The sequence below is a fragment of the Acidaminobacter sp. QWL-03 genome, assembly GCF_058683855.1.
Map to the genome: position 1 here is coordinate 775,530 of NZ_CM178752.1, position 21,289 is coordinate 796,818.

21 protein-coding genes are annotated in these 21,289 nt (G+C 49.0%); all 21 read left to right on the forward strand.

The window, feature by feature from the left end; translation table 11 throughout:
* The first annotated feature begins 42 nt into the window (after positions 1 to 42).
* On the forward strand, positions 43 to 276 hold the full coding sequence (gene acpP / locus AC4PHM_RS03465) for an acyl carrier protein (RefSeq protein WP_492019495.1): 234 nt from the start codon (positions 43 to 45) through the stop codon (positions 274 to 276).
* Positions 277 to 342: 66 nt separating this feature from the next.
* A complete protein-coding gene (gene fabF / locus AC4PHM_RS03470) occupies positions 343 to 1,584 on the forward strand; it encodes a beta-ketoacyl-ACP synthase II (RefSeq protein WP_492019496.1) in 1,242 nt (413 codons plus the stop codon).
* Between the two features lie 190 nt (positions 1,585 to 1,774).
* Positions 1,775 to 2,470, forward strand: a complete 696-nt coding sequence (gene rnc, locus AC4PHM_RS03475; protein ID WP_492019497.1) for a ribonuclease III — start codon at positions 1,775 to 1,777, stop codon at positions 2,468 to 2,470.
* On the forward strand, positions 2,467 to 3,510 hold the full coding sequence (locus AC4PHM_RS03480) for an elongator complex protein 3 (protein ID WP_492019498.1): 1,044 nt from the start codon (positions 2,467 to 2,469) through the stop codon (positions 3,508 to 3,510). The genes rnc and AC4PHM_RS03480 overlap by 4 nt, the downstream gene beginning before the upstream one ends.
* 4 nt (positions 3,511 to 3,514) lie before the next feature.
* Entirely contained in the window at positions 3,515 to 7,084 is a 3,570-nt protein-coding gene (gene smc / locus AC4PHM_RS03485) for a chromosome segregation protein SMC (protein WP_492019499.1), read from the forward strand.
* Positions 7,085 to 7,143: 59 nt separating this feature from the next.
* Positions 7,144 to 8,502 carry a signal recognition particle-docking protein FtsY gene (ftsY, locus tag AC4PHM_RS03490; protein WP_492020452.1) on the forward strand — a complete coding sequence of 453 codons (1,359 nt, stop codon included), beginning with the start codon at positions 7,144 to 7,146 and terminating at the stop codon, positions 8,500 to 8,502.
* A 191-nt stretch (positions 8,503 to 8,693) separates the two neighbouring features.
* A complete protein-coding gene (gene ylxM / locus AC4PHM_RS03495; RefSeq protein WP_291400391.1) occupies positions 8,694 to 9,059 on the forward strand; it encodes a YlxM family DNA-binding protein in 366 nt (121 codons plus the stop codon).
* Positions 9,060 to 9,097: 38 nt separating this feature from the next.
* Positions 9,098 to 10,432 carry a signal recognition particle protein gene (gene ffh, locus AC4PHM_RS03500; RefSeq protein WP_492019500.1) on the forward strand — a complete coding sequence of 445 codons (1,335 nt, stop codon included), beginning with the start codon at positions 9,098 to 9,100 and terminating at the stop codon, positions 10,430 to 10,432.
* A gap of 96 nt (positions 10,433 to 10,528) precedes the next feature.
* On the forward strand, positions 10,529 to 10,786 hold the full coding sequence (rpsP, locus tag AC4PHM_RS03505; RefSeq protein WP_291400395.1) for a 30S ribosomal protein S16: 258 nt from the start codon (positions 10,529 to 10,531) through the stop codon (positions 10,784 to 10,786).
* Positions 10,787 to 10,819: 33 nt separating this feature from the next.
* On the forward strand, positions 10,820 to 11,050 hold the full coding sequence (locus AC4PHM_RS03510; RefSeq protein WP_492019502.1) for a KH domain-containing protein: 231 nt from the start codon (positions 10,820 to 10,822) through the stop codon (positions 11,048 to 11,050).
* 64 nt (positions 11,051 to 11,114) lie between these two features.
* A complete protein-coding gene (gene rimM / locus AC4PHM_RS03515; protein ID WP_492019503.1) occupies positions 11,115 to 11,633 on the forward strand; it encodes a ribosome maturation factor RimM in 519 nt (172 codons plus the stop codon).
* Entirely contained in the window at positions 11,630 to 12,361 is a 732-nt protein-coding gene (gene trmD / locus AC4PHM_RS03520) for a tRNA (guanosine(37)-N1)-methyltransferase TrmD (protein ID WP_492019505.1), read from the forward strand. The genes rimM and trmD overlap by 4 nt, the downstream gene beginning before the upstream one ends.
* A 108-nt stretch (positions 12,362 to 12,469) precedes the next feature.
* Complete coding sequence (gene rplS / locus AC4PHM_RS03525; RefSeq protein ID WP_492019506.1) at positions 12,470 to 12,817, forward strand: 50S ribosomal protein L19; 348 nt, start codon at positions 12,470 to 12,472, stop codon at positions 12,815 to 12,817.
* A gap of 69 nt (positions 12,818 to 12,886) precedes the next feature.
* Positions 12,887 to 13,771 (forward strand): ribosome biogenesis GTPase YlqF, encoded by an 885-nt coding sequence (ylqF, locus tag AC4PHM_RS03530; RefSeq protein WP_492019507.1) that lies wholly within the window; start codon positions 12,887 to 12,889, stop codon positions 13,769 to 13,771.
* Positions 13,768 to 14,541: a ribonuclease HII gene (gene rnhB / locus AC4PHM_RS03535; RefSeq protein WP_492019509.1), complete on the forward strand. Its 774-nt coding sequence runs from the start codon at positions 13,768 to 13,770 to the stop codon at positions 14,539 to 14,541. Before ylqF ends, rnhB begins: the two co-directional genes overlap by 4 nt.
* Complete coding sequence (locus AC4PHM_RS03540) at positions 14,538 to 14,900, forward strand: YraN family protein (RefSeq protein ID WP_492019510.1); 363 nt, start codon at positions 14,538 to 14,540, stop codon at positions 14,898 to 14,900. The genes rnhB and AC4PHM_RS03540 overlap by 4 nt, the downstream gene beginning before the upstream one ends.
* A gap of 12 nt (positions 14,901 to 14,912) precedes the next feature.
* The gene (locus tag AC4PHM_RS03545; RefSeq protein WP_492019511.1) at positions 14,913 to 15,326 is read left to right on the forward strand and encodes a hypothetical protein; all 414 of its coding nucleotides are present in this window, start codon (positions 14,913 to 14,915) and stop codon (positions 15,324 to 15,326) included.
* 172 nt (positions 15,327 to 15,498) lie between these two features.
* A complete protein-coding gene (locus AC4PHM_RS03550; protein WP_492019512.1) occupies positions 15,499 to 16,977 on the forward strand; it encodes an ATP-binding protein in 1,479 nt (492 codons plus the stop codon).
* Positions 16,964 to 18,043: a DNA-processing protein DprA gene (dprA, locus tag AC4PHM_RS03555; RefSeq protein WP_492019513.1), complete on the forward strand. Its 1,080-nt coding sequence runs from the start codon at positions 16,964 to 16,966 to the stop codon at positions 18,041 to 18,043. Before AC4PHM_RS03550 ends, dprA begins: the two co-directional genes overlap by 14 nt.
* Positions 18,044 to 18,290: 247 nt before the next feature.
* A complete protein-coding gene (topA, locus tag AC4PHM_RS03560; protein ID WP_492019514.1) occupies positions 18,291 to 20,360 on the forward strand; it encodes a type I DNA topoisomerase in 2,070 nt (689 codons plus the stop codon).
* 24 nt (positions 20,361 to 20,384) lie between these two features.
* A complete protein-coding gene (gene codY, locus AC4PHM_RS03565) occupies positions 20,385 to 21,164 on the forward strand; it encodes a GTP-sensing pleiotropic transcriptional regulator CodY (RefSeq protein ID WP_492019515.1) in 780 nt (259 codons plus the stop codon).
* Positions 21,165 to 21,289: the final 125 nt, after the last annotated feature.

Sequence of the window (21,289 nt, forward strand, 5' to 3'; positions counted from 1 at the left end):
AATTTAAAACAAACAAAAAAAAGATAAGGACAGGTGGACATTATGTTCGAAAAAATTAAAGAAATTATCATTGATCAGCTCGGCCTTGACGAGGATGTTGTCATTACGGAAGCGACTTCCCTGATGGCAGACCTTGAAGCAGACTCACTGGATGCAGTTGAAATCATCATGGCGTTTGAAGACGAATTTGGCATTGAAATTCCAGACGAAGATGCTGAAAACTTCAAGAACATTGGTGACATTTACCACTTCATTCAGTCCAAAAAAGCTGAATAACCAAAGACTTGAGGGGCACTGGCTGCCCCTTTTTCAATAGGTACCATTTCTCGGGAGGGAAGCCGTTTGAATAAGAGAGTTGTTGTAACAGGTGCTGGCGCGGTCACACCTATCGGCATAGGCCGTGAAACGTATTGGAAGGCACTCAGGGAAGGCGTTTGCGGAATAAAGCCTATTGCGTCCTTCGACGCCTCTGAGTATACGACGCAGGTGGCTGCGGAAATTGAAAATTTTGTACCGGAGAACTACATACCAAAGAAGGAAGCCAAGCGCATGGACCGCTTCACGCAGTTTGCTGTGGCAGCGGCCAAGCTGGCGGTTGAAGACGGCGGACTCGATCTTGAGGCTGTTGACGCGGATCGCTTTGGTTGTGTTGTCGGTTCGGGTATTGGCGGTCTCCTGACTATGGAAGAAGAGCATGCCAAGATGCTGGAAAAAGGTCCTGGACGTGTCAGTCCGTTTCTGATCCCCATGATGATTGGCAACATGGCGGCAGGGGCTGTTTCAATGGCACTGAATGCCAAAGGTCCAAACTATTGTGTTGTAACGGCTTGCGCATCCGGCACAAACGCTGTTGGAGAAGGCTTCAGACTGATTCAGCGCGGTGAGGCGGATCTCGTCCTTGCAGGCGGAACTGAAGCCTCTATTACGCCGTTTGGCATTGCAGGCTTTTGCAGTATGAAAGCCATGTCAACTCGAAATGATGATCCAAAAACAGCCAGCCGTCCGTTTGATGTGGACCGTGACGGCTTTGTCATGGGTGAGGGCTCAGGCATTCTGCTGCTCGAATCTCTGGAGCATGCCCTCGCCAGAGGCGCGAACATTCTCGGTGAGGTCGTTGGTTTTGGCATGAGCGCAGATGCTTATCACATTACCAGCCCGGCTCCGGGTGGTGAAGGTGCAGCGAGATCCATGAAGAGCGCTTTGGCGGATGCGGGTATTGAACCTTCTGCGATTGCCTATATCAACGCTCATGGCACATCAACACCATACAATGACAGGTTTGAGTCCATGGCGATCAAATCCGTCTTTGGTGAGCACGCGCAGAATCTTTGCGTGTCCTCCACAAAATCCATGACGGGTCACCTTCTTGGCGCTTCCGGCGCAATTGAAGCCGTGGCATGCCTGTTGGCGGTCAAAGAGGATTATATGCACGGTACTTATGGCATTCAGAACATCGATCCTGAAATTGGACTTGAAGTTCTCGCCAACCAAGGACGCACTGCGGAAGTGGAGTATGCGCTGTCGAATTCCCTCGGATTTGGCGGTCATAACGCGACCCTCATCCTCAAAAAGTATAAAGGTTAATACCTTGTTCCCTGAGATCTTCCCAAAACCCGCAGGTTATTAAAAAAACCTGCGGGTTTTTTCTAATGAGTTGTGTTTTCTGCTCAAAACCTATAAAATAACTCTGATAGGGATCTGGAAAAGCGCTTTTTAAGCACATTCTATGCAGTGAGTTTAGAAAGCGTTTTGCCGCGGAAAGGGCTGTATAACAATGGATTATGGACAATTTGAAAGTGTCATTGGCTACCGGTTTAAACAGCGCAAGCTGCTGACCGAAGCGCTGACGCATAGTTCTTATTCGAATGAACGAAGAGGTGAGAACGTTCAAAATAATGAACGTCTTGAGTTTTTAGGGGATGCAGTGCTCAGTATTGCGATCAGTGAGCGTTTGTTCAAGCAATACACAGATCTGCCGGAGGGAGAACTGACGAAAATACGCTCGAAGATAGTGTGTGAGGCCACGCTCAGCGACTGCGCCAAGACTTTGAGGCTTGGTGAGGTGATGCGCTTCGGACGCGGTGAGGAAATGACAGGGGGACGCAGCAGGGCCTCAATTTTGGCTGACGCTTTTGAAGCGCTGATAGCGGCGATTTATCTGGACGGCGGTATGGAAGCATCGGCAGATTTTGTTTACCGCCAATTGGATCAGGCTGTTAAAGATGCCATCACCGGGAAAGTGTTCCTCGACTATAAAACGCACTTGCAGGAGCTGATTCAGACCCAGCGGGACAATCGAATCCGATATGAAATTATTCGTGAGGAAGGTCCGGATCACTGTAAAGTATTCCATACCCAGGTATTGCTGAACGAAGAGATCGTAGGAGCGGGTCAGGGTCGAAGCAAAAAGGAAGCAGAGCAGGAAGCTGCCCGGGCTGCCATTGCTTCACTGGCGTTGTCAGGCTCATGATAATTCCGGTGTTTATTCCGCATCTCGGCTGCCCCAACCAATGCGTGTTCTGCAATCAGAAAACCATAACCGGTTTGGGTGATAATCCGACTACTGCAGAGACCGCCAGAAAAGAAATTGAAGCCTGGCTGGCCCGGTCTGACGTGGAGATGCCCCATGAACTTGCCTTCTATGGGGGCAGTTTCACTGCGCTTCCCTATGCCGAGCAGCTCGCTTATCTGGAGCTCGCAGAGGACTACAGACAAAAAGGCCTGATCCGGGCGATCCGTTTGTCAACCCGTCCGGATGCAATTGATCCGGACCACCTCAAATTACTTAAGGCCTATGGCGTCAGCCGGATTGAACTCGGCGCCCAGTCGTTTGACGACCGGGTGCTTTCCATGTCGCAAAGAGGACACAGTGCAGAGGACATCGAGCTTGCTGCCGGTAGGATTCATGAAGCAGGCATTGATCTTGGTCTTCAACTGATGGTCGGACTTCCGGGGGACTCACCTGCAACGGATCTTAAGGGCATTTCAGAAGCCTTTAGACTCGGTGCGACGACCCTCAGAATTTATCCCGCTTTAGTGCTGAGAGGGACGCTCCTGGAGAAGGCGCTCTTAATGGGCAATTATATGCCATTATCACTGGATGAGGCTGTGAAGCGTGTTGCGCTCATGATGGATGCCGTCGATGAGAAAAATGCAGAGGGGACTCAGCCATACCTTGAACTGATTCGGGTAGGACTTCAGGAAAACGAAATGCTGAGCGGTTCGGGGGAAGTTCTGGCAGGACCACATCATCCCGCATTTAGAAGCCTGGTGGATACCTTCAGATTTAAAATGCGCCTGGATCTGGATGTACAGCGTTTTCTCTGGACAGATAAAAATCTGGAGATTCATGTCAGAGGCAAGGACCTCAGCAGTTTTGTGGGCCATCAGAGGCGAAATCTGATTTACTTAAAGCACCATTATGGCGCGAGAACAATCAGGGTCATCAGGGACGAGACTGTCCCCGCCATGAGGTATATCATCACTATGACGGAAAGTGACGGGAGGTGACGGCATGTACCTTAAAAAAATAGAACTGAAGGGGTTCAAGTCGTTTGCAGACCGGACCACCATTGACTTGATGCAAGGGCTGACCTGCGTCGTAGGGCCAAACGGCAGCGGCAAGAGCAACATCACAGATGCCATACGGTGGGTGCTCGGCGAACAAAAGGTTAAGACCCTGCGAGGCTCGAAAATGGAGGATGTCATTTTCAATGGCACACACCGGCGCTCTGCCCTGGGCGTTGCAGAGGTCTCACTCCATTTTTCAAATGAAGACCGCAGATTTCCAATAGATTTCAGCGAGATTGTCCTGGCTCGGAGACTTTACAGATCCGGCGAGAGTGAATATTTGATCAATGACGCACCTTGCAGACTGAAAGATGTCAGAGAACTCTTCATGGACACTGGGGTGGGAACGGAAGGGTACTCCCTGATTGGACAGGGACGGATTGACTCCATCATCAGCGGCAGCTCGGAAGACCGGCGCATGATTTTTGAAGAGGCTGCCGGTATTGTAAAATATAAGCAAAAGAAAAGAGAGGCGCTCAAAAAGCTGGATAACACAGAATTAAACCTTATGCGCCTTGAGGATCTCAGTATGGATCTGAAATCGAGGCTTGGGCCGCTGGAACAGGAAAGCGAAAAAGCTAAGAATTATGTCGCTTTGAGTGAAGCGCTTCGCGAGATAGAGGTCGCGGTGTTTCTGGCGGACTACGACAAGCTGACCGCGAAACTTGACAAAGTGTTGGCAGACTATGACCGAGTGTCAGAAGAAAAAGCCTCTGAAGAGTCAGCGCTTACTGAAAAAAAGCTGCGACTTGAGACCCTTGAGGAGATGCTTGGCAGCATGGAGCTCCAGTGGCAGAGCCTTGAAGAGGACCGCTTGAAATTTAACAATGAAGACAAGGCGCTGGACGGGGATTTAGCACTGTGGGATGAAAAACTCAGAAACGCCGAAATTGAATATGGCAGACTACATGAGACCCTGGATCAGGAAAAAGGCGAGCAGGCCGCTCTGGAGGTTGAGTATCAGGCTTTGGTCGAAGCGGATCGACAAATAGCTGAAAAACTGAAGGGTTTAAAAGCCATTCTGAATGAGCGGCAAACAGCTATGGAAACGCTGACAGGGTCGTTGGCGGCGCTGGAATCAGTGGAATCTACCGCTCGCAGTGAGGCTATAGCTCTGATTTCAAAATCAGAGCGGGCAGCGTCAGAGATTCGTGTCAAGCGGGATTATATGGCTCATCTCGACCAACGCATGAAGGAGCTGGGGGCCGAAGCCGCCGGAGCTAAGGCTCAGTTGGAGGCTATTTCTCAGAGGTACAGTGAAACGGTCGTACAAAGAGAGCATGCCATGAAGAGAAAAAATGTCTTAATTGATAAGTTGACGTCACAGACTGCTATGCGCCAGGCTACTGCACAAGAAGTCAAAACGCTGGAGGATCTGAAACGCCAGGAAGAAAACCGAAGGCACAAGCTGGTGGCAGAGCAGGAAGCGCTCGAGAATCTGGAGCGCAATTATGAAGGCTATGACCTTAGTGTCAAGCGATTGATGCAGGACTTGAAAAAGGAGACCTCGGGGAATGCTTTACAAGGGGTTCTGGGTGTCTTGGCAGAACAGATCCAGGTTAGCAAGGGCTATGAAACGGCTATTGAGGTCGCCCTCGGCAGAGGCGCCCAAAATGTCATCTGTGACAATGAGCAGACGGCAAAGCGGCTGATTGAACGACTAAAATCAAAGCAACTGGGACGAGTGACCTTTTTACCTCTCGACTTGATTGGAAAATCATCAACACAATTTGGAAATTTGTCAGATCTCAAGGGCTTTGTCGGTATGGCTGACAGCCTGGTGACAGCGCCGGATACTGTTCAGGCAGTTGTAAGGCATTTGATAGGCCGTACCGCTATTTTTGAAAGCTATGACGAGGCGGTTTCTGCCTTCAGAAAGACTGGAGGGAAATGGCGCCTGGTGACAAAAGCCGGAGAAGTATTCAGTCCGAGCGGCAGTATTACAGGCGGTTCCAGGCAACAGTCCGGCGGAGGTGTTCTTGCAAGACGCGGTAAGATAATCTTACTGACGCAGCAGATTGAAGCTCAGACAAACCGTATGACGGCATTGGATCAGGAGATCACGGCGCTGATGTCCAGGGTCGAGGTCGAAGAACAGGCCAAAGTACAATTGACAGCAGACATGAGCTTGGTGGACACAGAACTCGCAGGCTTTGAATTTCGTGAGACAGCTCTTCAAGAGGATCAAACGCGCCTGGAGGAACGGATCAGACGACTTGGCGCTGAGCTCGAGGACCAGAATGCTCATGTGCTTAGAATTCAGGAAGAGAATACAGTACTTGAAAAAGAGATTGAAGTCTGGAAAGCCTCTTCCTCAGAACTCGAGCGCGTTGTTTTTGATCAGGAGGAAAAGCGCACTGAACTGAGAAGCGCCTATGAGTCGCTCTCTGATGAGCTTAGCAGCGTCAGAGTTGAGACTGCGACTCACGAACAGAGCCTCAGTGGCATCACAAGAGAAATCAAGCGTATTGAAGATACTTTGCTGCGCTCGAAAGAACGGTCTGAAATTGCATCCTCGAGACTGGCTCAGCTTGAAAGTGACCGCAGAGAAACCCTGAGGCTCAAAGGCGAGAGCTTTGAGAAAAAGATTGAGCTGCGCCTGCTGCTTCAGAAGCTGGAAGCACAGCGTGCGGAAATTTCATGCGAAAGGGACGCCGGAAAACTCGAACTGACAGAACTGCGTCAAGCGGTCGGCCGGGTCAGTGAAGCGCTTGATCGGCTGCGGGAATTGCTGCATCACGTAGAACTTCAGCGGGAACGCTGTCTTATCGAGCGGGAATCACTTTTGACTCAGATGCATGACAAATATGAAATGGATCTGGAGGAAGCGCGTCAGAAGCCGCTGGAAGTAGATTTAAGCTCTGCTCAGTCGCAGACGAAGTCCCTGCGAAATCGGATAAAAGCACTTGGTGACGTGACTATCAGCGCAATCAAGGAATATGAAGAGGTTTCTGAACGCTATACGTTTATGAAAGGCCAGATGGATGATCTGATCCAGGGCGAGCAGGCACTCAAGAAAGTCATCCGAGAGCTTGACCATGCCATGAAGCAGCAATTCAGAGACAGCTTCACTCTGATTGGGGAAGCTTTCCAAAATACGTTCAAACGGTTGTTCAGCGGCGGTACTGCTCAGGTCAGACTAAGCGATCCCTCTGATCCGCTGGAAAGTGATATTGAAATCTATGTGCAGCCGCCCGGGAAAAAGCTTCAGCATCTGCATCTGCTGTCAGGCGGTGAGAAGGCGCTCACTGCCATTGCGCTGCTCTTTGCCATTCTTGAGGTCAAACCTGCGCCATTCTGTGTGCTTGATGAAATTGAAGCCGCCCTGGATGATGTGAATGTCGATCGATTTGCGCTCTATTTGAAGGACGTGTCAGAGCAGGCGCAGTTTGTCGTTATCACTCATCGCAAGGGCACTATGGAAATCGCGGATGCCCTTTATGGCGTCACCATGGAGGAGTACGGCGTATCCAGGGTAGTCTCGGTCAAATTGGAAGAAATAGCTGTCAGTTAGAAAGCAATGTCGGCCAGCATAGTTCGGCCAGAAAGGAAAGGTGATTCAGTTTGGCTGGAATGTTTAAGAAGTGGATCTCGAAATTAATGGAAACACCTGAGGAGAAAGCGCCAGAGACGGCGCATAGCATAGGTGGGGAGCATACAGGCGAGGCAGTACAGGAGACTGCTGCCGCAGATGAAACTAACAAAGAAGTTGTCGCAGAGACTGCCGTTGAAGCTGAAGAAACAAACTCTGATGCTGCGGGGTCGTCGCAGGAAGCAGAAGGTGAATCTCAACTTGAAGCTGAACTTGAAACTGAAGCTGAAACTCAAGTAAAAACTGAAGTGGAATCCGAAACAGAAGCAATAGTTGAAACTGATATTGTCGCTGAAGTTAAGACGGATGCAGTAATCGAGACGGGTGTCGCCGATGAGGAACTTGCCTTGGCGGTGGAGGAAGAACAGGAATTTTCCCATGAGATTCTGGATGCCCCTGAAATGCCGGAGCAACAGACTTCAAGCCTGAGCTTCTTCGAACGTTTGAAGGCGGGACTCACCAAAACCAGCAAAGCCATCACAGACCGGATTGATCTTCTTCTCAATGACTATGGCAAGATCGACGAGGAACTTTATGAGGAACTCGAGGAGATTCTGATCACAGCGGACATTGGAATGGAAACGACTATGTCCCTGATTGACGACCTCAAAAAAGCCCTGGTGGAACGGCGCATTTCAGACGCCTCTCAGGTTAAAAGTGTACTCAGGGATGTCATGGTCGATACCCTCAAAGCGCACTCGAACAATCATCTGAATCTCGACCAAAGCCCGGCGATTCTTTTCGTGATTGGCGTCAACGGCGCCGGCAAGACGACGACAATTGGGAAAATAGCCCACAAACTCAAGCTGGAGGGCAAGACGGTTATGCTGGCAGCAGCGGACACCTTCAGGGCAGCCGCTATTGATCAGCTCAAGATTTGGGGTGAGCGCTCCGGAGTGCCGGTCATTGCGCACCAGGAGGGGTCAGACCCGGCTGCGGTCGTTTATGACGCCATTCAGGCTGCCAAAGCCAGAAAGACAGATGTTTTGATCTGCGACACAGCGGGAAGGCTCCACAATAAAAAGAATCTGATGAACGAACTGGCAAAAATTTTCAGAGTCATCGAGCGCGATTTCCCTGAAGCCCAGCGGGAAGTCCTGTTGGTGCTGGATGCTACAACGGGTCAAAATGGCCTTCAGCAGGCAAAAATCTTTAAGGAGACCGCCCAGATTACCGGCATTGCCCTCACAAAACTCGACGGTACTGCCAAAGGTGGCGTCGTTTTGTCCATACTCCATGAGGTTGAGATCCCTGTAAAACTCATAGGGGTAGGCGAAGGCCTAAATGATCTTCAGCCTTTTGAGCCTGAAAAGTTTGTGAGCGCCCTTCTGGACATCTAAAGAGGAAAAGGCTTATGCCGATGGTTGTGGGATCCGCCACCATCGGCATAGTCTTTGAAGGTACTTGAAATCTTTAGTCTCACTTCAAAAAAGAGTTGACAAGAGGGCGTCATTCCCATAGAATACTTCTGTAAAGTAAAAAACCTTTACTGATACAGTCTTCACGACTGGTACTATTGGCGGTGGCTCAGATGTTCGACAAAAAAATCAAGCTCGGCAATATGTTTGAGTTTTACGGACAACTGCTCACGGAAAAGCAGCAGGAAATCCTGGAAGACTATTGCATTCTGGACCTGTCTTTCGGAGAAATTTCTGAAGAGCTTGGAATCAGCAGGCAAGCGGTCTATGATACGATCAAGCGCGCTGAAAAGCAGCTGGACCAGTACGAGGAGAAGCTCGGGCTGGCGGCGCGGTTTGAACAAAGAGAAAAAGCCATTCGACACCTCGTCGACGGCATGCAGGAGATTGACTTGAAAATTAGGGAAGACGCTGAGGCAGCAGAATTGCTTGAGCGTATCTCCGAGCTGATCGGGGAAGCAAACGCCATTCTTGAATAGACTGCTGCGGACACCCGAGTTTTAGGAGGTTTTAACGTTTGGTTTTTGAAAGTTTGGCAGATAAACTGCAAAACACGTTTAAGGCGCTCCGTGGAAAAGGCAAGCTGACGGAAGCAGATGTCAAGGCTGCCATGCGTGAAGTCAAACTGGCTTTACTCGAAGCGGACGTTAACTTTAAGATTGTCAAAGACTTTGTTCAGAAGGTCACGGACCGTGCGATTGGGCAGGAAGTCATGTCGAGTCTGACACCGGGCCAGCAGGTCATTAAGATTGTCAACGAAGAGCTGACAACGTTGATGGGTACGACCAGGAGCAAGCTGACCTTTTCATCGAGTCCGGTTTCGGTCTATATGATGGTGGGTCTGCAGGGTTCCGGAAAAACGACAACCTGCGGCAAGCTGGGCAATTATCTTAAAAAGCAGGGCAAAAAACCTTTGCTCGTCGCCTGTGACATTTACAGACCGGCAGCGATCAAGCAGCTTCAGGTCGTCGGGGACAGCCTGGGCATTCCGGTGTTCACCATGGGCGAGATCAATCCTGTGGAGATCACCAAGGCAGCGATCAACCACGCGAACCGCTATGGCAATGATGTCGTGATTCTGGATACGGCCGGGCGGCTTCATATTGACGAGACGCTCATGAATGAGCTGGTGGAAATCAAGAAGGCCGCAAGACCGACTGAAATTCTTCTGGTTGTCGACGCCATGACAGGCCAGGATGCCGTCAATGTGGCGGAAAGCTTCAACGCACAGCTGGGCATTGACGGTCTGATCATGACCAAGCTGGACGGTGATACCCGCGGCGGCGCTGCATTGTCTGTCAAGGCAGTTACCGGAAAGCCCATCAAATTTGCGGGCATCGGTGAGAAACTGAGCGAGCTTGAGGAATTCCATCCTGACCGGATGGCTTCCAGAATCCTGGGTATGGGCGACGTCCTGACCCTCATTGAAAAGGCACAGAGCAGCTTCGATGAGGAATCGGCCAGAAAGCTCGAGAAGAAAATGAAAAAGGGCAATTTCGACTTTGAGGATTTTCTGAGTCAGCTACAGCAAATGAAAAAAATGGGTCCAATTGGGGACCTGCTCGGTATGATTCCGGGTCTTGGCAATCAAAAGGCACTTAAGGATGTACAGGTAGACGAGAAGGAATTCGTAAAACTCGAAGCCATTATCCAGTCCATGACGCTCAAGGAGCGCCGGGATCCCAACCTGATCAACGGCAGCAGAAAGAAACGCATCGCGGCCGGTTCCGGAACGAGTGTCCAGGAGGTCAACAAACTGTTGAAGCAGTTTGAGCAGACCAAGAAGCTCATGAAGCAGTTTTCAGGTATGGACAAGCGCATGAAGCGCGGTGGCATGAGAATGCCTTTCTAGTACCATCAAAGTAATGCTTTCCCGCATGGAGGATCACGAGGTCATGACGTCCTCGGTCCAGATAGATTTATTAAAATTTTGGAGGTGATGTATAAAATGGCAGTTAAAATCAGAATGACGCGTATGGGTGCTAAGAAAAAGCCTTTTTATAGATTGGTGGTTGCAGATTCGAGAGCGCCTCGAGACGGCAAATTCATCGAGCAAATCGGCTATTACAATCCTATTTCTGAGCCAGCTCAGATCAAGATTGACGAAGAAAAGGCCGTTAAGTGGCTGAATGATGGCGCTCAGCCTACTGAGACCGTCAAGGCTCTGTTCAAAAAGCACGGCGTCTACGAAAAACTCGTCAAGTAATTTCAAAGCATGACTCGTGAAGGAGGGATCACCATGGGTGAACTTGTCAAAGTCATAGCAGAGGCACTGGTCGACCACCCGGAGAGCGTTGAAGTCAACGAAACAGTCACCTCTCAGTCGGTCATCATTGAGCTCAAGGTATCTCCTGAAGACATGGGTAAAGTGATCGGCAAGCAGGGACGCATCGCCAAAGCGCTGCGTACGGTTGTCAAAGCGGCGGCAACACGTGAGAACAAGCACGTCGTCGTCGAAATCATTCAATAACCTGAATCGGCTCACTTCTCAGCCTTCGCTGGAGAGTGGGCCGGTTTTCTATGGAGGTATTTTCTTGAAAAAAAATAAAACGGACCGTTTTGTCGTCGGACAGATTGTCAATACTCATGGACTGCGCGGAGATCTGAAAATCAAGGCATTTACCTCCTCGCTGGATGATTTTGAGGACTTTGAGACCCTCCTGATCGAGGGTGAGGGTGATAAAAGGTTCAAGGTTGAGAGCGTTCGTTATGTTAAAGGTCTCGTACTGCTAAAGTTCGAAGGCATGGATGACATTAACGCCGCTGAGAAATTCAAAAATCGCGAGCTTTACAGACTCCGTTCGGACTACGGTGAATTGGAGGACGGCGAGCATTTCATTGTGGATTTGATCGGGCTCGAAGTTATTGATGAAAAGCAGGGTCACGTCGGGACTATCAAAGACGTCATCACCAACGGGGCACAAGACCTGTACGTGGTTTCCCGTGCAGGCAAGCCGGACTTTATGATTCCTGTCGTGGAGGCTTTTGTCCGAAAGGTTGAACTGGAGGCGGGCCGCGTTCTGGTCAGTCTGATCGAAGGGATGATCGAGTGAAATTTACAGTCCTGACGTTGTTTCCTGAAATGTTTTCAGCGTTTACCTCGACCAGCATCATGGCGCGCGCGGCAGGGCAAGGGCACATTGAGGTGGAATGCGTCAATTTCAGAGCGTATTCGGATTCCCCAAGCAAGCGCGTGGATGACGCCCCTTTCGGCGGTGGCGCTGGTTTGGTCATGAAACCTCAGCCTTTGTTTGACTGTCTGCGAGACCTGAAGCTGGAAGCCCAGGACCGGGTGGTTTACTTAACGCCCAAGGGCAGGACGCTGACACAAAGTATGGTGGTCGACTTTTCAAAGCTTGACCGTCTTGTACTCATTTGCGGCCATTACGAGGGGATTGACCAGAGGGTGATCGATACCTTCGTAACAGATGAAATTTCAATTGGTGACTATGTTTTGACCGGCGGCGAGATTCCTGCCATGGTGCTCATGGATGGTATATCGAGGATGATCGAGGGCGTTCTGAACACTGAGGACTCCCACATGGAAGAAAGTCATTATGACGGCCTTCTCGAGTACCCGCATTATACAAGACCGGCGGTTTACGAAGGCATGGAAGTGCCTGAGATCCTTTTATCAGGTCATCATAAGAACATTGAGCTGTGGCGTTTTGAGGAATCTGTCAAATTGACAGGACAAAGACGGCCGGAGTTGCTTCGCGCGTATTATCAGCGATTGACTGATAAAAAAAAGCGAAAAATCGTTGAAAAGTATTTGAAATAGATTGTGCTCGGCTATCAGCAATGATATAATGAATTTTGTGAATTACGGCTGTTCCGCTGGCGGGTTAGGTCCGTTAATGAACCGCTTATGAGAAGGGAGGTTAGCCCCATGAATCAAAACATACTGAAGTCTCTTGAATTAGAGCAACTTAAGTCTGACGTGACGGAATTCGGAGTCGGTGATACGGTCCGCGTCCACATTAAAGTCGTAGAAGGTAAGCGCGAGCGTATCCAGATCTTCGAAGGCCTTGTGATGAAATTCCAGAACGGCGGTATCCGCGAAACGTTTACTGTTCGTAAACTTTCTTCCGGTGTTGGCGTTGAAAAGACTTTCCCGCTCCACTCACCTAAGATTGAAAAGATCGAAGTGACCAGAAGAGGTAAAGTTCGCAGAGCCAAGCTCAACTACATCAGAGACCGCGTTGGTAAAGCAGCGAAGGTCAAAGAAAGAATCTAAGCGAAATTGGAGGGACTGGAGAACAGTCCCTTTAATTTTTTACAAACTCTCTGAAAGGAGGGATAAAGCATGAGTCAAACCATTAACTGGTATCCTGGTCACATGAAAAAGACCAAAGATTTGATCCAAAGTCATCTTAAACTTGTGGACGTCGTCGTCGAACTGCTTGACGCCCGAATCCCTGAAAGCAGCAGAAATCCGCAGATCGCAGAGCTCACGAAGGGGAAACCCAGAATCGTGTGTATGAATAAATACGATTTGGCTGATCCTAAAGTCACTAGTCTGTGGAAACAGCATTTTGAAGGGGAAGGCGCCAGCGTCGAACTCCTGGATGCGGTTCATGGAGACGGCATTGACCGTCTGATGAAACAGATCGTCGAGCGAATGAAGGAAAAAAGGGCGAGATATCTGGAAAAGGGTCGTAATCCCGGCCCCGTACGCGTTATGATTGTAGGCATTCCGAATGTCGGAAAATCAAGTTTGATCAATAAACTCGTGGGCAAGACCGCTGCGAAGACTGGCAACAAACCAGGCGTTACCCGCGGAAAACAGTGGATTCGGATAAGAGATGATATCGAACTGTTTGATACACCTGGTATTTTATGGCCTAAAATCGATTCTAAGGAAGTTGGCCTGAACCTTGCTATGACAGGTGCTATCAAAGATGATATTCTCAATATCGAAGATATGGCTTATGAGCTCCTGCGCCGGCTTGAGATCCATTACCCTGAGGCTCTGACAGCCCGCTATGGGGTGGAGGTGGATCCTGTGGCACCGACTATAGAGCTGATGGATGCCATAGCACTTCGGAGAGGATGCCGACGTGGCGGCGGTGACATTGACTATGATAAAGTTTCCCGACTGCTTCTGGATGAGTTTCGAAAAGGTGTTTTGGGCAGGTTGTCACTTGAATGGCCGGACGATTTTCTGGACAGGCGGGGTGAACGCATTTGAAGGCTGCCGACATAGCAGAGCAACTGAAGACAATTTCGACGCTTGAAGCGCTGGAGAGCATGGAATCACAAATGGAAACCCCAGTTACCAAAGTCCTTCAGCAGAAAATCGCTGCCAAACGTAAAAAGTTGGAAAAGTTGACGGAGAAATTTAATCAAATGTCCATATTTGAGGCTCAGCTTGCAAAGGAAGGTTTGCTTCACGTCGCGGGGATTGATGAAGCGGGTCGGGGCCCGCTGGCGGGTCCTGTAGTGGCGGCTGCAGTCGTGCTTAACCCTGATGTGCCCATCTACGGTCTCGATGATTCAAAAAAGTTATCTGAACCTTTCAGAGAAGCGTTATATGCTGAAATAATGGAAAAAGCGCTGAGTGTGGGCATAGGCTATGCGACCAGTGAAGAGATAGACGAAATCAATATTCTGCAGGCGACTAAACTGGCAGCAAAGCGGGCGCTGGAGACTATGGATCTTGATCCCCAGGCCTTGCTGCTCGATGCGCTTGAACTTGAAAACTGTACGGTCAGCCAATTATCCCTTGTCAAAGGCGATCAGCGCAGTGTGTCTATTGCAGCAGCATCGATCATTGCAAAAGTGACGCGGGATCATTACATGAAGAGGCTCGCGCTGCAGTACCCGGATTATGGCTTTGAAACCCACAAGGGCTACGGGACAGAACGCCATTATGAAGCACTCCGGCAATACGGCAGAATTCCGGAGCATCGCGCTTCCTTTCTGAAATCCTTCAAAGGTGGTACGGAGCACAGTCTATGAGACAGTCAAACGTCATTGGGAAGCTGGGTGAAAATGAGGCGACGGCTTTTCTCGAGGCCACAGGCCATAAAATCTTATGTCGTAATTACAGGATCCCAGGCGCTGAAATCGATATCTTGTCCATGAAGGATCATCTGCTTTATATTATTGAAGTCAAAGCGTCGAAGGGCATGGACAGCGAGTGTGATCCGCTTGAACGCGTGAACGGCCGCAAGGTCACACGGATGAAAAAAGCCGCGGGAAGATACTTGTCAGAGTACCCTGCGCTGTATTTTTCAGAGATGAGGCTGGCCTTCATAACTGTTGAGGGAGTGGGGCGTAAAACTCCAAGAGTTCAATTCATTGATGGTTCCGATTAGGGGGCATGTGGTATGTATAAGTACAGAAAGCGCGATATCTATTTGCAGGCATTTGTCGGCGTCATGTTCATCTTTTTTGGCGGGCTGCTCGGGAACTGGGTCTATTTGTCGATTCTTGGTCTGATAGCCATCCTGCTCTTCAAAGACTGCCTCAAACAACTGAATACAGTCATTGAAGTCAAAGGTGACAGAATTGAACAGCGGGCCGGTGACAAAGTCTATCAAGTCGTTTATTTCAAGGATCTTCAATTTATAACACGTACAAAGAGACACAAAAAATGGATCGTAGTCGGCCATGATCGAAACCTGTTCTACATCCGGCCTTCCATTATTAATTGGGAACAGCTGCTCACTGAAGTGCTGAAATACAATAAAACCAATAAGAAAGTCTTTATTCATGAGACTATTGAGAGCATGAAATTTTAATCAATTAAAATTATGTCGATCCAGCGGGCGTACTTGGAAGGCTTAGAATCAACTTCCGGTATGTCCGCTTTTTTTGACATGCCTGGGTTTAAACTGAAAATAGCAGATGACAAATATTAACATATGGTATAATATGGAATTGTAATTACAATATTATCCTATGGAGGTCGTCATGTATATTCAGGTTTGGTCAGCTTCACCCCAGGGCATTCATGCACATCCTATTGGTGTGCAAGTCAGTCTGAGCAAAGGTGTGCCAGTCTTCAACATCATAGGCCGCCCGGATCATGTCGTCAGAGAATCGCGAATGCGGATCACCTCCGCTTTAAGGTCTGTTAACCTTCGCATCAATAATAAAAAGGTCATAGTCAACTTAACACCTTCGCACCTGTCTAAAAAAGGCGCTCAATTTGATCTGGCTGTAGCAGCTGCCCTCATGTATTTATCGGACGGCAAACGGTCGGTCGGCAGTGAGGAGGCTTACATTGGGGAGCTTTCACTGGATGGCACCGTCTGCAGTGTCCAGGGACTATATAATATGATTGAAGGGCTGATCACCATTGGTGTCAATAAATTCTATGTCCCAATGAACCAAATTTCTGTGGCAAGATATTTTCCGGGCGTTGAGATCTGCGGTGTCGGCCAGCTTAGTGATCTGCTTCATCAGATCACGCCGGCAACTCCCCTTGATATGACGCATAGAAATGCTCTGCCGATGGTTTTTGAAACAGATTATGGCGACATCGCCGGGCACAGACTGCACAAGCGCGCCATGATGGCCGCTGCAGCGGCTCAGCATCACGTTCTGCTGATAGGACCACCAGGAACTGGTAAAAGCTTATTGGCCAGGAGACTTGTGACAATCCTCCCGGCGCTTGATGAAACTGCAATGCAGGAAGTTATCAAGATCCACGGTCAAGTATGTACGGATCTCGATACAATTGAGGTATGTGCGCCATTCAGAATACCTCAGACCTCACTGAAGAGAAGCGAATTGACCGGGACCGCGGCCGGCAGGCTTGGCGAAGCAACATTGGCCAACCACGGCGTTCTATATCTTGAGGAACTGACAGAATTTTCAAAGGCGGTTATCGAAGATCTTAAACGGCCTCTGGATGAAGGCATGGTTGTGGTTGGCGGTCCGCTTCAATCGCTGCATCTGCCTGCCAGATTTACCCTTCTGGCAACGGCGAATCCTTGTCCCTGCGGTTATTTTGGCACAGATCAGCCCTGCACATGCCAAGTGCAGCATATTCAGCGTCATCAACTGAGATATAAAGGTCCCCTCGGAGACCGCTTTGACATTCGACTGATGACCAGCGTTTATATGGAAGAAGATTTGAGGAGCCATGATCCGCTGGATTCCTCCATAATGCGATCCCTGGTGGAAAAAGCGATAACTCGGCAGCGGCAGCGTTATGGCAGCGCGGCGCATAAAAATTCGACCGTTCCAATTGATCTGATTTTTCAAACCTTTGAATCAGAATCCTTAAGGACACAGTTCCAGTCCAGGTTTAAGGATCAGGGATATAGCTACCGGGATTCGACCCAGGTCATTCGCCTTGCCCGAACCTTAGCGGATTTGGACGGCGACGCTTCAATAAGCGCTAAGCATCTTTCCGAGGGGATGGTGCTCCATGGTGACATTTAATGCCTATGCAGCCTGCGCACTTTGGTTTGAGGACGCCAAGGGCATCAACCGTGCACAGGTCAGAAGCTTGCTTGAGGCGTGTGACGACTATGAAGCGATCTTTGCGGATGGGCCAGAGCGAATCTCAATGGCCACTGCTGACCAGAGGCTCGCTCTGAAGCAGACACATAAGCCGGATGAGATCATCCAGCGCCTAAATCAAGTAAAAAAAAGCGGAATGGAAATAATCCTTCCTGCTGACCCGCTGTTTCCAGCCAGACTAAGCGAAATTGAGGATCCTCCCCTGATGCTGTATGCAAGAGGAAATCTCGAACTGCTGAGTCATCCAAGGCCACTGGCAGTAGTTGGTACCAGACATCCGACGCAATATGGGATCAAGGTGGCGAAAATGCTCACTCAAGCTGCCGTGGAGCACGGCGCATTAATTGTCAGCGGTCTTGCGGTCGGTGTTGACGCTATGGCCCATGAGACAGCAATGGAGCAGGACGGCACCACCCTGGCTGTCATGGGGTGCGGACTGGATGTCAATTACCCGAGTGCCAACGCAGGGCTCAGAAGAAAAATGCTGTCTTCGGGTGATGGACTGCTCCTCAGTGAAAAGCCGCCTGGCACACCGGCTTATCCTGCCTTTTTTCCGGATCGAAACAGAGTGATCAGCGGACTCAGCGCAGGGATTGTCGTTGTGGAAGCAGTCATTAAAAGCGGCACAATGTCGACTGCGCTTCATGGCATTCAGCAGGGTAGAGAGGTCTTCGCTGTACCAGGGAACATAGATGCGCCTCAAAGTGCAGGCACCAACTTCTTGATTCAGAATATGGCTCAAATTCTGACAACCCCGGATGATTTGTTCGTTCGACTGGATTGGAGGCTGCCAAAGAAAAGAAGGCCCCAGTTATCTGCGGATGCCGGTCAGCTTCTCTCACTGATCGAGCGCTATGGCGACATGACCATTGATGATTTTGTCGATGCCACAGGATGGCCGGCTGGAAAATGTTATGAATTTTTGAGTGAGCTTGAAATAAAGAGATTGATTCGCTGCTGGTTTGGAAGGTATAATCTAAACTGATGTCTTTACAGTTCTTTGTTCAGACGCCGGGTCCGTGAGCTTAAGACATGGATCCGGCGTCTGGATTTTGTTTGGACGTCACATTTTTTGAAAGAATCCGCAGTCAATTAGGCGACGGCTGTAAGGTCAACCTGGAAGAAAGTGTTGACAAATGGATCCGCATCATATAAAAATTAATATGGTGATTTTTTGACAAGATTGAATCTTTCGAATTTTTTGAATATAATGGTTACATTGGAGGTATTACATGGCTAAGCATCTGATTATTGTCGAATCTCCGGCAAAAGCAAAGACCATAGAGAAGTTTTTAGGAAAGAATTATCAGGTACTTGCTTCCGTGGGACATGTCAGAGACCTGCCCAAAAGCAAAATTGGCGTCAATGTAGAAAAGGACTTTGAACCGGAATACATTAACATCCGGGGAAAAGGAGACGTCATCAAAGTTTTGAGAGGCGCAGCAAAAAAAGCTGACCGCGTCTTTCTGGCGACTGACCCGGATCGCGAAGGTGAAGCAATTGCCTGGCATCTGGGGACTATTTTGAATCTCCCTCAGGAAGAGCCTTGCAGAATTGAGTTTCACGAGATCACAAAAGAAGCGGTCAAAGAAGCCATCCATCATCCGCGCCAGATCGACCTGAATCTCGTGGATGCCCAGCAGGCCAGACGAGTATTGGACCGGTTGGTTGGGTATAAGATCAGTCCTCTGTTATGGCGCAAGGTGAGAAAAGGTCTCAGTGCCGGACGGGTTCAGTCTGTAGCGACAAAGCTGATCTGCGACCGGGAAAATGAGATCAGCGCCTTCATCAAGGAAGAATATTGGTCTATTGGAATGGATCTCAGACATATGCCTTCGGATTTGCCTTTTGAAGCGGAGCTGTCGCAGTTCAAAGGCAAAAAAATTGAAATTGGCAACGAGACGGCTGCATTCGAGATGAAACATTACCTGGAGACTGTGGATCCGGTGATTTCTGAGGTACAGAACAAGGTCAAATCCAGGGCCCCGCAGCCGCCATTCACGACCAGCAGCCTTCAGCAGGATGCCGCGAATCGCCTGGGCTTTTCAGCAAGCAAAACCATGATGGTGGCGCAGCAGCTGTATGAGGGTATTGCGGTAAAGGGACAAGGGACCATCGGCCTCATCACTTATATGAGGACGGATTCTACCAGAATTTCTGAAGAGGCGAAGCGACATCTTTCCGAATTTATTGATCGGGAGTATGGTGAGGTTTATCAGAATAAAAAAGTCCGCACAGAAAAGAAATCCAAGTCGGCACAGGATGCCCACGAAGCTGTGCGTCCCACCTATGTGCATCTGACGCCGGAAGAACTGGAAGCGTCGCTGACTAAAGATCAACAAAAGCTGTACACTTTGATTTGGCAGAGATTTGTCGCCTCCGGCATGTCAGATGCGACGTTCGATGCCAAGAATGTCTCCATAGTCGCCGGTGAGGCGCTGCTCAAAGCTAATGGGCTGCTTCTCAAGTTTGACGGTTTCCTGAAAGTCTATGAATTTTCCAGTTTTAAAGAAACCCGCCTGCCGGATATTCAAGCAGGGGATTTGGTACAGCGTCTTCATGTCAAACCGGAGCAGCACTTTACCCAGCCGCCGGCAAGATACACAGAAGCGACTTTGGTCAAAGAAATGGAAGAGAAAGGCATTGGTCGTCCTTCGACTTATGCACCGACCATTGCCACCATCATCAGCAGAGGTTATGTGGAACGTGAAAAAAAATCTTTAAAACCGACTGAACTAGGGTATATCATCAATGACATTATGGCGGGCTATTTTGAAGAGATTGTCAATGTCGACTTCACCGCCGGTATGGAAAACAAGCTGGATGAGGTTGAAGCCGGCAACATGGAATGGCACAGTATTCTCAGGGAGTTTTACGGTCCATTCAGCGAGACGCTTGCAAAAGCAGACGAGCGGCTGGAAAAGCTCGATCTGACGGAAAAAACCGACTTGCTATGTGAGAAATGCGGTCATCCGCTCAACATCAAGCACGGCAGATTCGGAAAATTTTATGCGTGTTCAAATTACCCGCAATGTGACTACACCAAGGCAATTCTCAATGAGATCGGGATAGACTGTCCGGTATGCAAAGAAGGTAAAGTGGTCGAGCGCAAGACTAAAAAGCTGAAGACTTTTTATGGCTGCAGCCGTTTTCCGGAATGTCGATTCGTTTCCTGGAACCGGCCTGTGGGTCGTCCGTGCCCGGTTTGTGGTGAGGCACTCGTCGAAAAAATCACCAAAAAGAACAAGACTATCCTATGCTCCAGTACCAGCTGCAATTATAAAGAAGTCTCATCGCATTAAATAAAAACTCAGGGAGGTTATCAGGTGAGCATGAAACTACTAGAAAAAGCAAGAAGACTGAACAAAATTCTTCAGCAATCCGGCAATGCGCCCGTTTCTTTTCCGGATATCAGCATGATGCTCAAGGAAGTGCTTGACGCCAATGTTTATATTATCAGCAAACGCGGCAAGGTCTTGGGCTACGGCTTGGTTATTGCGGAAGACAGCCCGCTCATTTTTGAGAAGGGTACAAATGTACAAATGTTTCCGGAAGAAATCAATGATGAATTGCTCAAAACTGATCAAACTATGTTCAATATCCCACAAGATGTTGTCATGAAGATTTTTAAAGGTGATATCAGCAGTTATTCGAAGTTTATTACCATTGTTCCAATTATTGGGAATGGTCTCAGGTTGGGAACCCTCGTCATCGCTCGCAGAGACAATACTTATTCCGAAGAGGATATCGTACTTGCAGAGTATGCCTCTACCGTCGTCGGTATGGAAATCATCCGCGCCAAGACGGAAGAGTATGAAGAGGAAGCCAGAAAGAAAGCTGTAGTGCAGATGGCTATTGGAACACTTTCCTATTCTGAGCTTGAAGCCATTGAACACATTTTCAATGAGCTGGATGGCGAAGAAGGACTCCTCGTAGCCAGTAAAATCGCGGATCGCGTTGGAATTACACGCTCCGTGATCGTCAATGCCCTCAGAAAGTTCGAGAGCGCCGGTGTTATTGAGTCCCGCAGCCTTGGCATGAAGGGGACGTATATTCGCATAATGAATGATAAACTCATGCCGGAGCTTAAGCGTTTAAAGAAATAAGAATGATCGGTTAAACCTAAAACAAAAATAATTCAAAGCGCGACGTTTCCCAAGATTATCTCTTGAACGTCGCGCTTGTCTGTGTTATACTGACTAAGGTCCAAAACCACACTCGTCGGGATTCA

What these genes read in the sequence shown, in the direction of transcription:
- ylqF (WP_492019507.1), top strand. Translation starts at nt 12,887, where the DNA reads ATGAGTCAAACCATTAACTGGTATCCTGGTCACATGAAAAAGACCAAA.
- topA (WP_492019514.1), top strand. Translation starts at nt 18,291, where the DNA reads ATGGCTAAGCATCTGATTATTGTCGAATCTCCGGCAAAAGCAAAGACC.
- AC4PHM_RS03540 (WP_492019510.1), top strand. Translation starts at nt 14,538, where the DNA reads ATGAGACAGTCAAACGTCATTGGGAAGCTGGGTGAAAATGAGGCGACG.
- rpsP (WP_291400395.1), top strand. Translation starts at nt 10,529, where the DNA reads ATGGCAGTTAAAATCAGAATGACGCGTATGGGTGCTAAGAAAAAGCCT.
- rnc (WP_492019497.1), top strand. Translation starts at nt 1,775, where the DNA reads ATGGATTATGGACAATTTGAAAGTGTCATTGGCTACCGGTTTAAACAG.
- dprA (WP_492019513.1), top strand. Translation starts at nt 16,964, where the DNA reads ATGGTGACATTTAATGCCTATGCAGCCTGCGCACTTTGGTTTGAGGAC.
- rplS (WP_492019506.1), top strand. Translation starts at nt 12,470, where the DNA reads ATGAATCAAAACATACTGAAGTCTCTTGAATTAGAGCAACTTAAGTCT.
- acpP (WP_492019495.1), top strand. Translation starts at nt 43, where the DNA reads ATGTTCGAAAAAATTAAAGAAATTATCATTGATCAGCTCGGCCTTGAC.
- AC4PHM_RS03545 (WP_492019511.1), top strand. Translation starts at nt 14,913, where the DNA reads ATGTATAAGTACAGAAAGCGCGATATCTATTTGCAGGCATTTGTCGGC.
- ftsY (WP_492020452.1), top strand. Translation starts at nt 7,144, where the DNA reads ATGTTTAAGAAGTGGATCTCGAAATTAATGGAAACACCTGAGGAGAAA.
- smc (WP_492019499.1), top strand. Translation starts at nt 3,515, where the DNA reads ATGTACCTTAAAAAAATAGAACTGAAGGGGTTCAAGTCGTTTGCAGAC.
- ylxM (WP_291400391.1), top strand. Translation starts at nt 8,694, where the DNA reads ATGTTCGACAAAAAAATCAAGCTCGGCAATATGTTTGAGTTTTACGGA.
- AC4PHM_RS03480 (WP_492019498.1), top strand. Translation starts at nt 2,467, where the DNA reads ATGATAATTCCGGTGTTTATTCCGCATCTCGGCTGCCCCAACCAATGC.
- AC4PHM_RS03510 (WP_492019502.1), top strand. Translation starts at nt 10,820, where the DNA reads ATGGGTGAACTTGTCAAAGTCATAGCAGAGGCACTGGTCGACCACCCG.
- AC4PHM_RS03550 (WP_492019512.1), top strand. Translation starts at nt 15,499, where the DNA reads ATGTATATTCAGGTTTGGTCAGCTTCACCCCAGGGCATTCATGCACAT.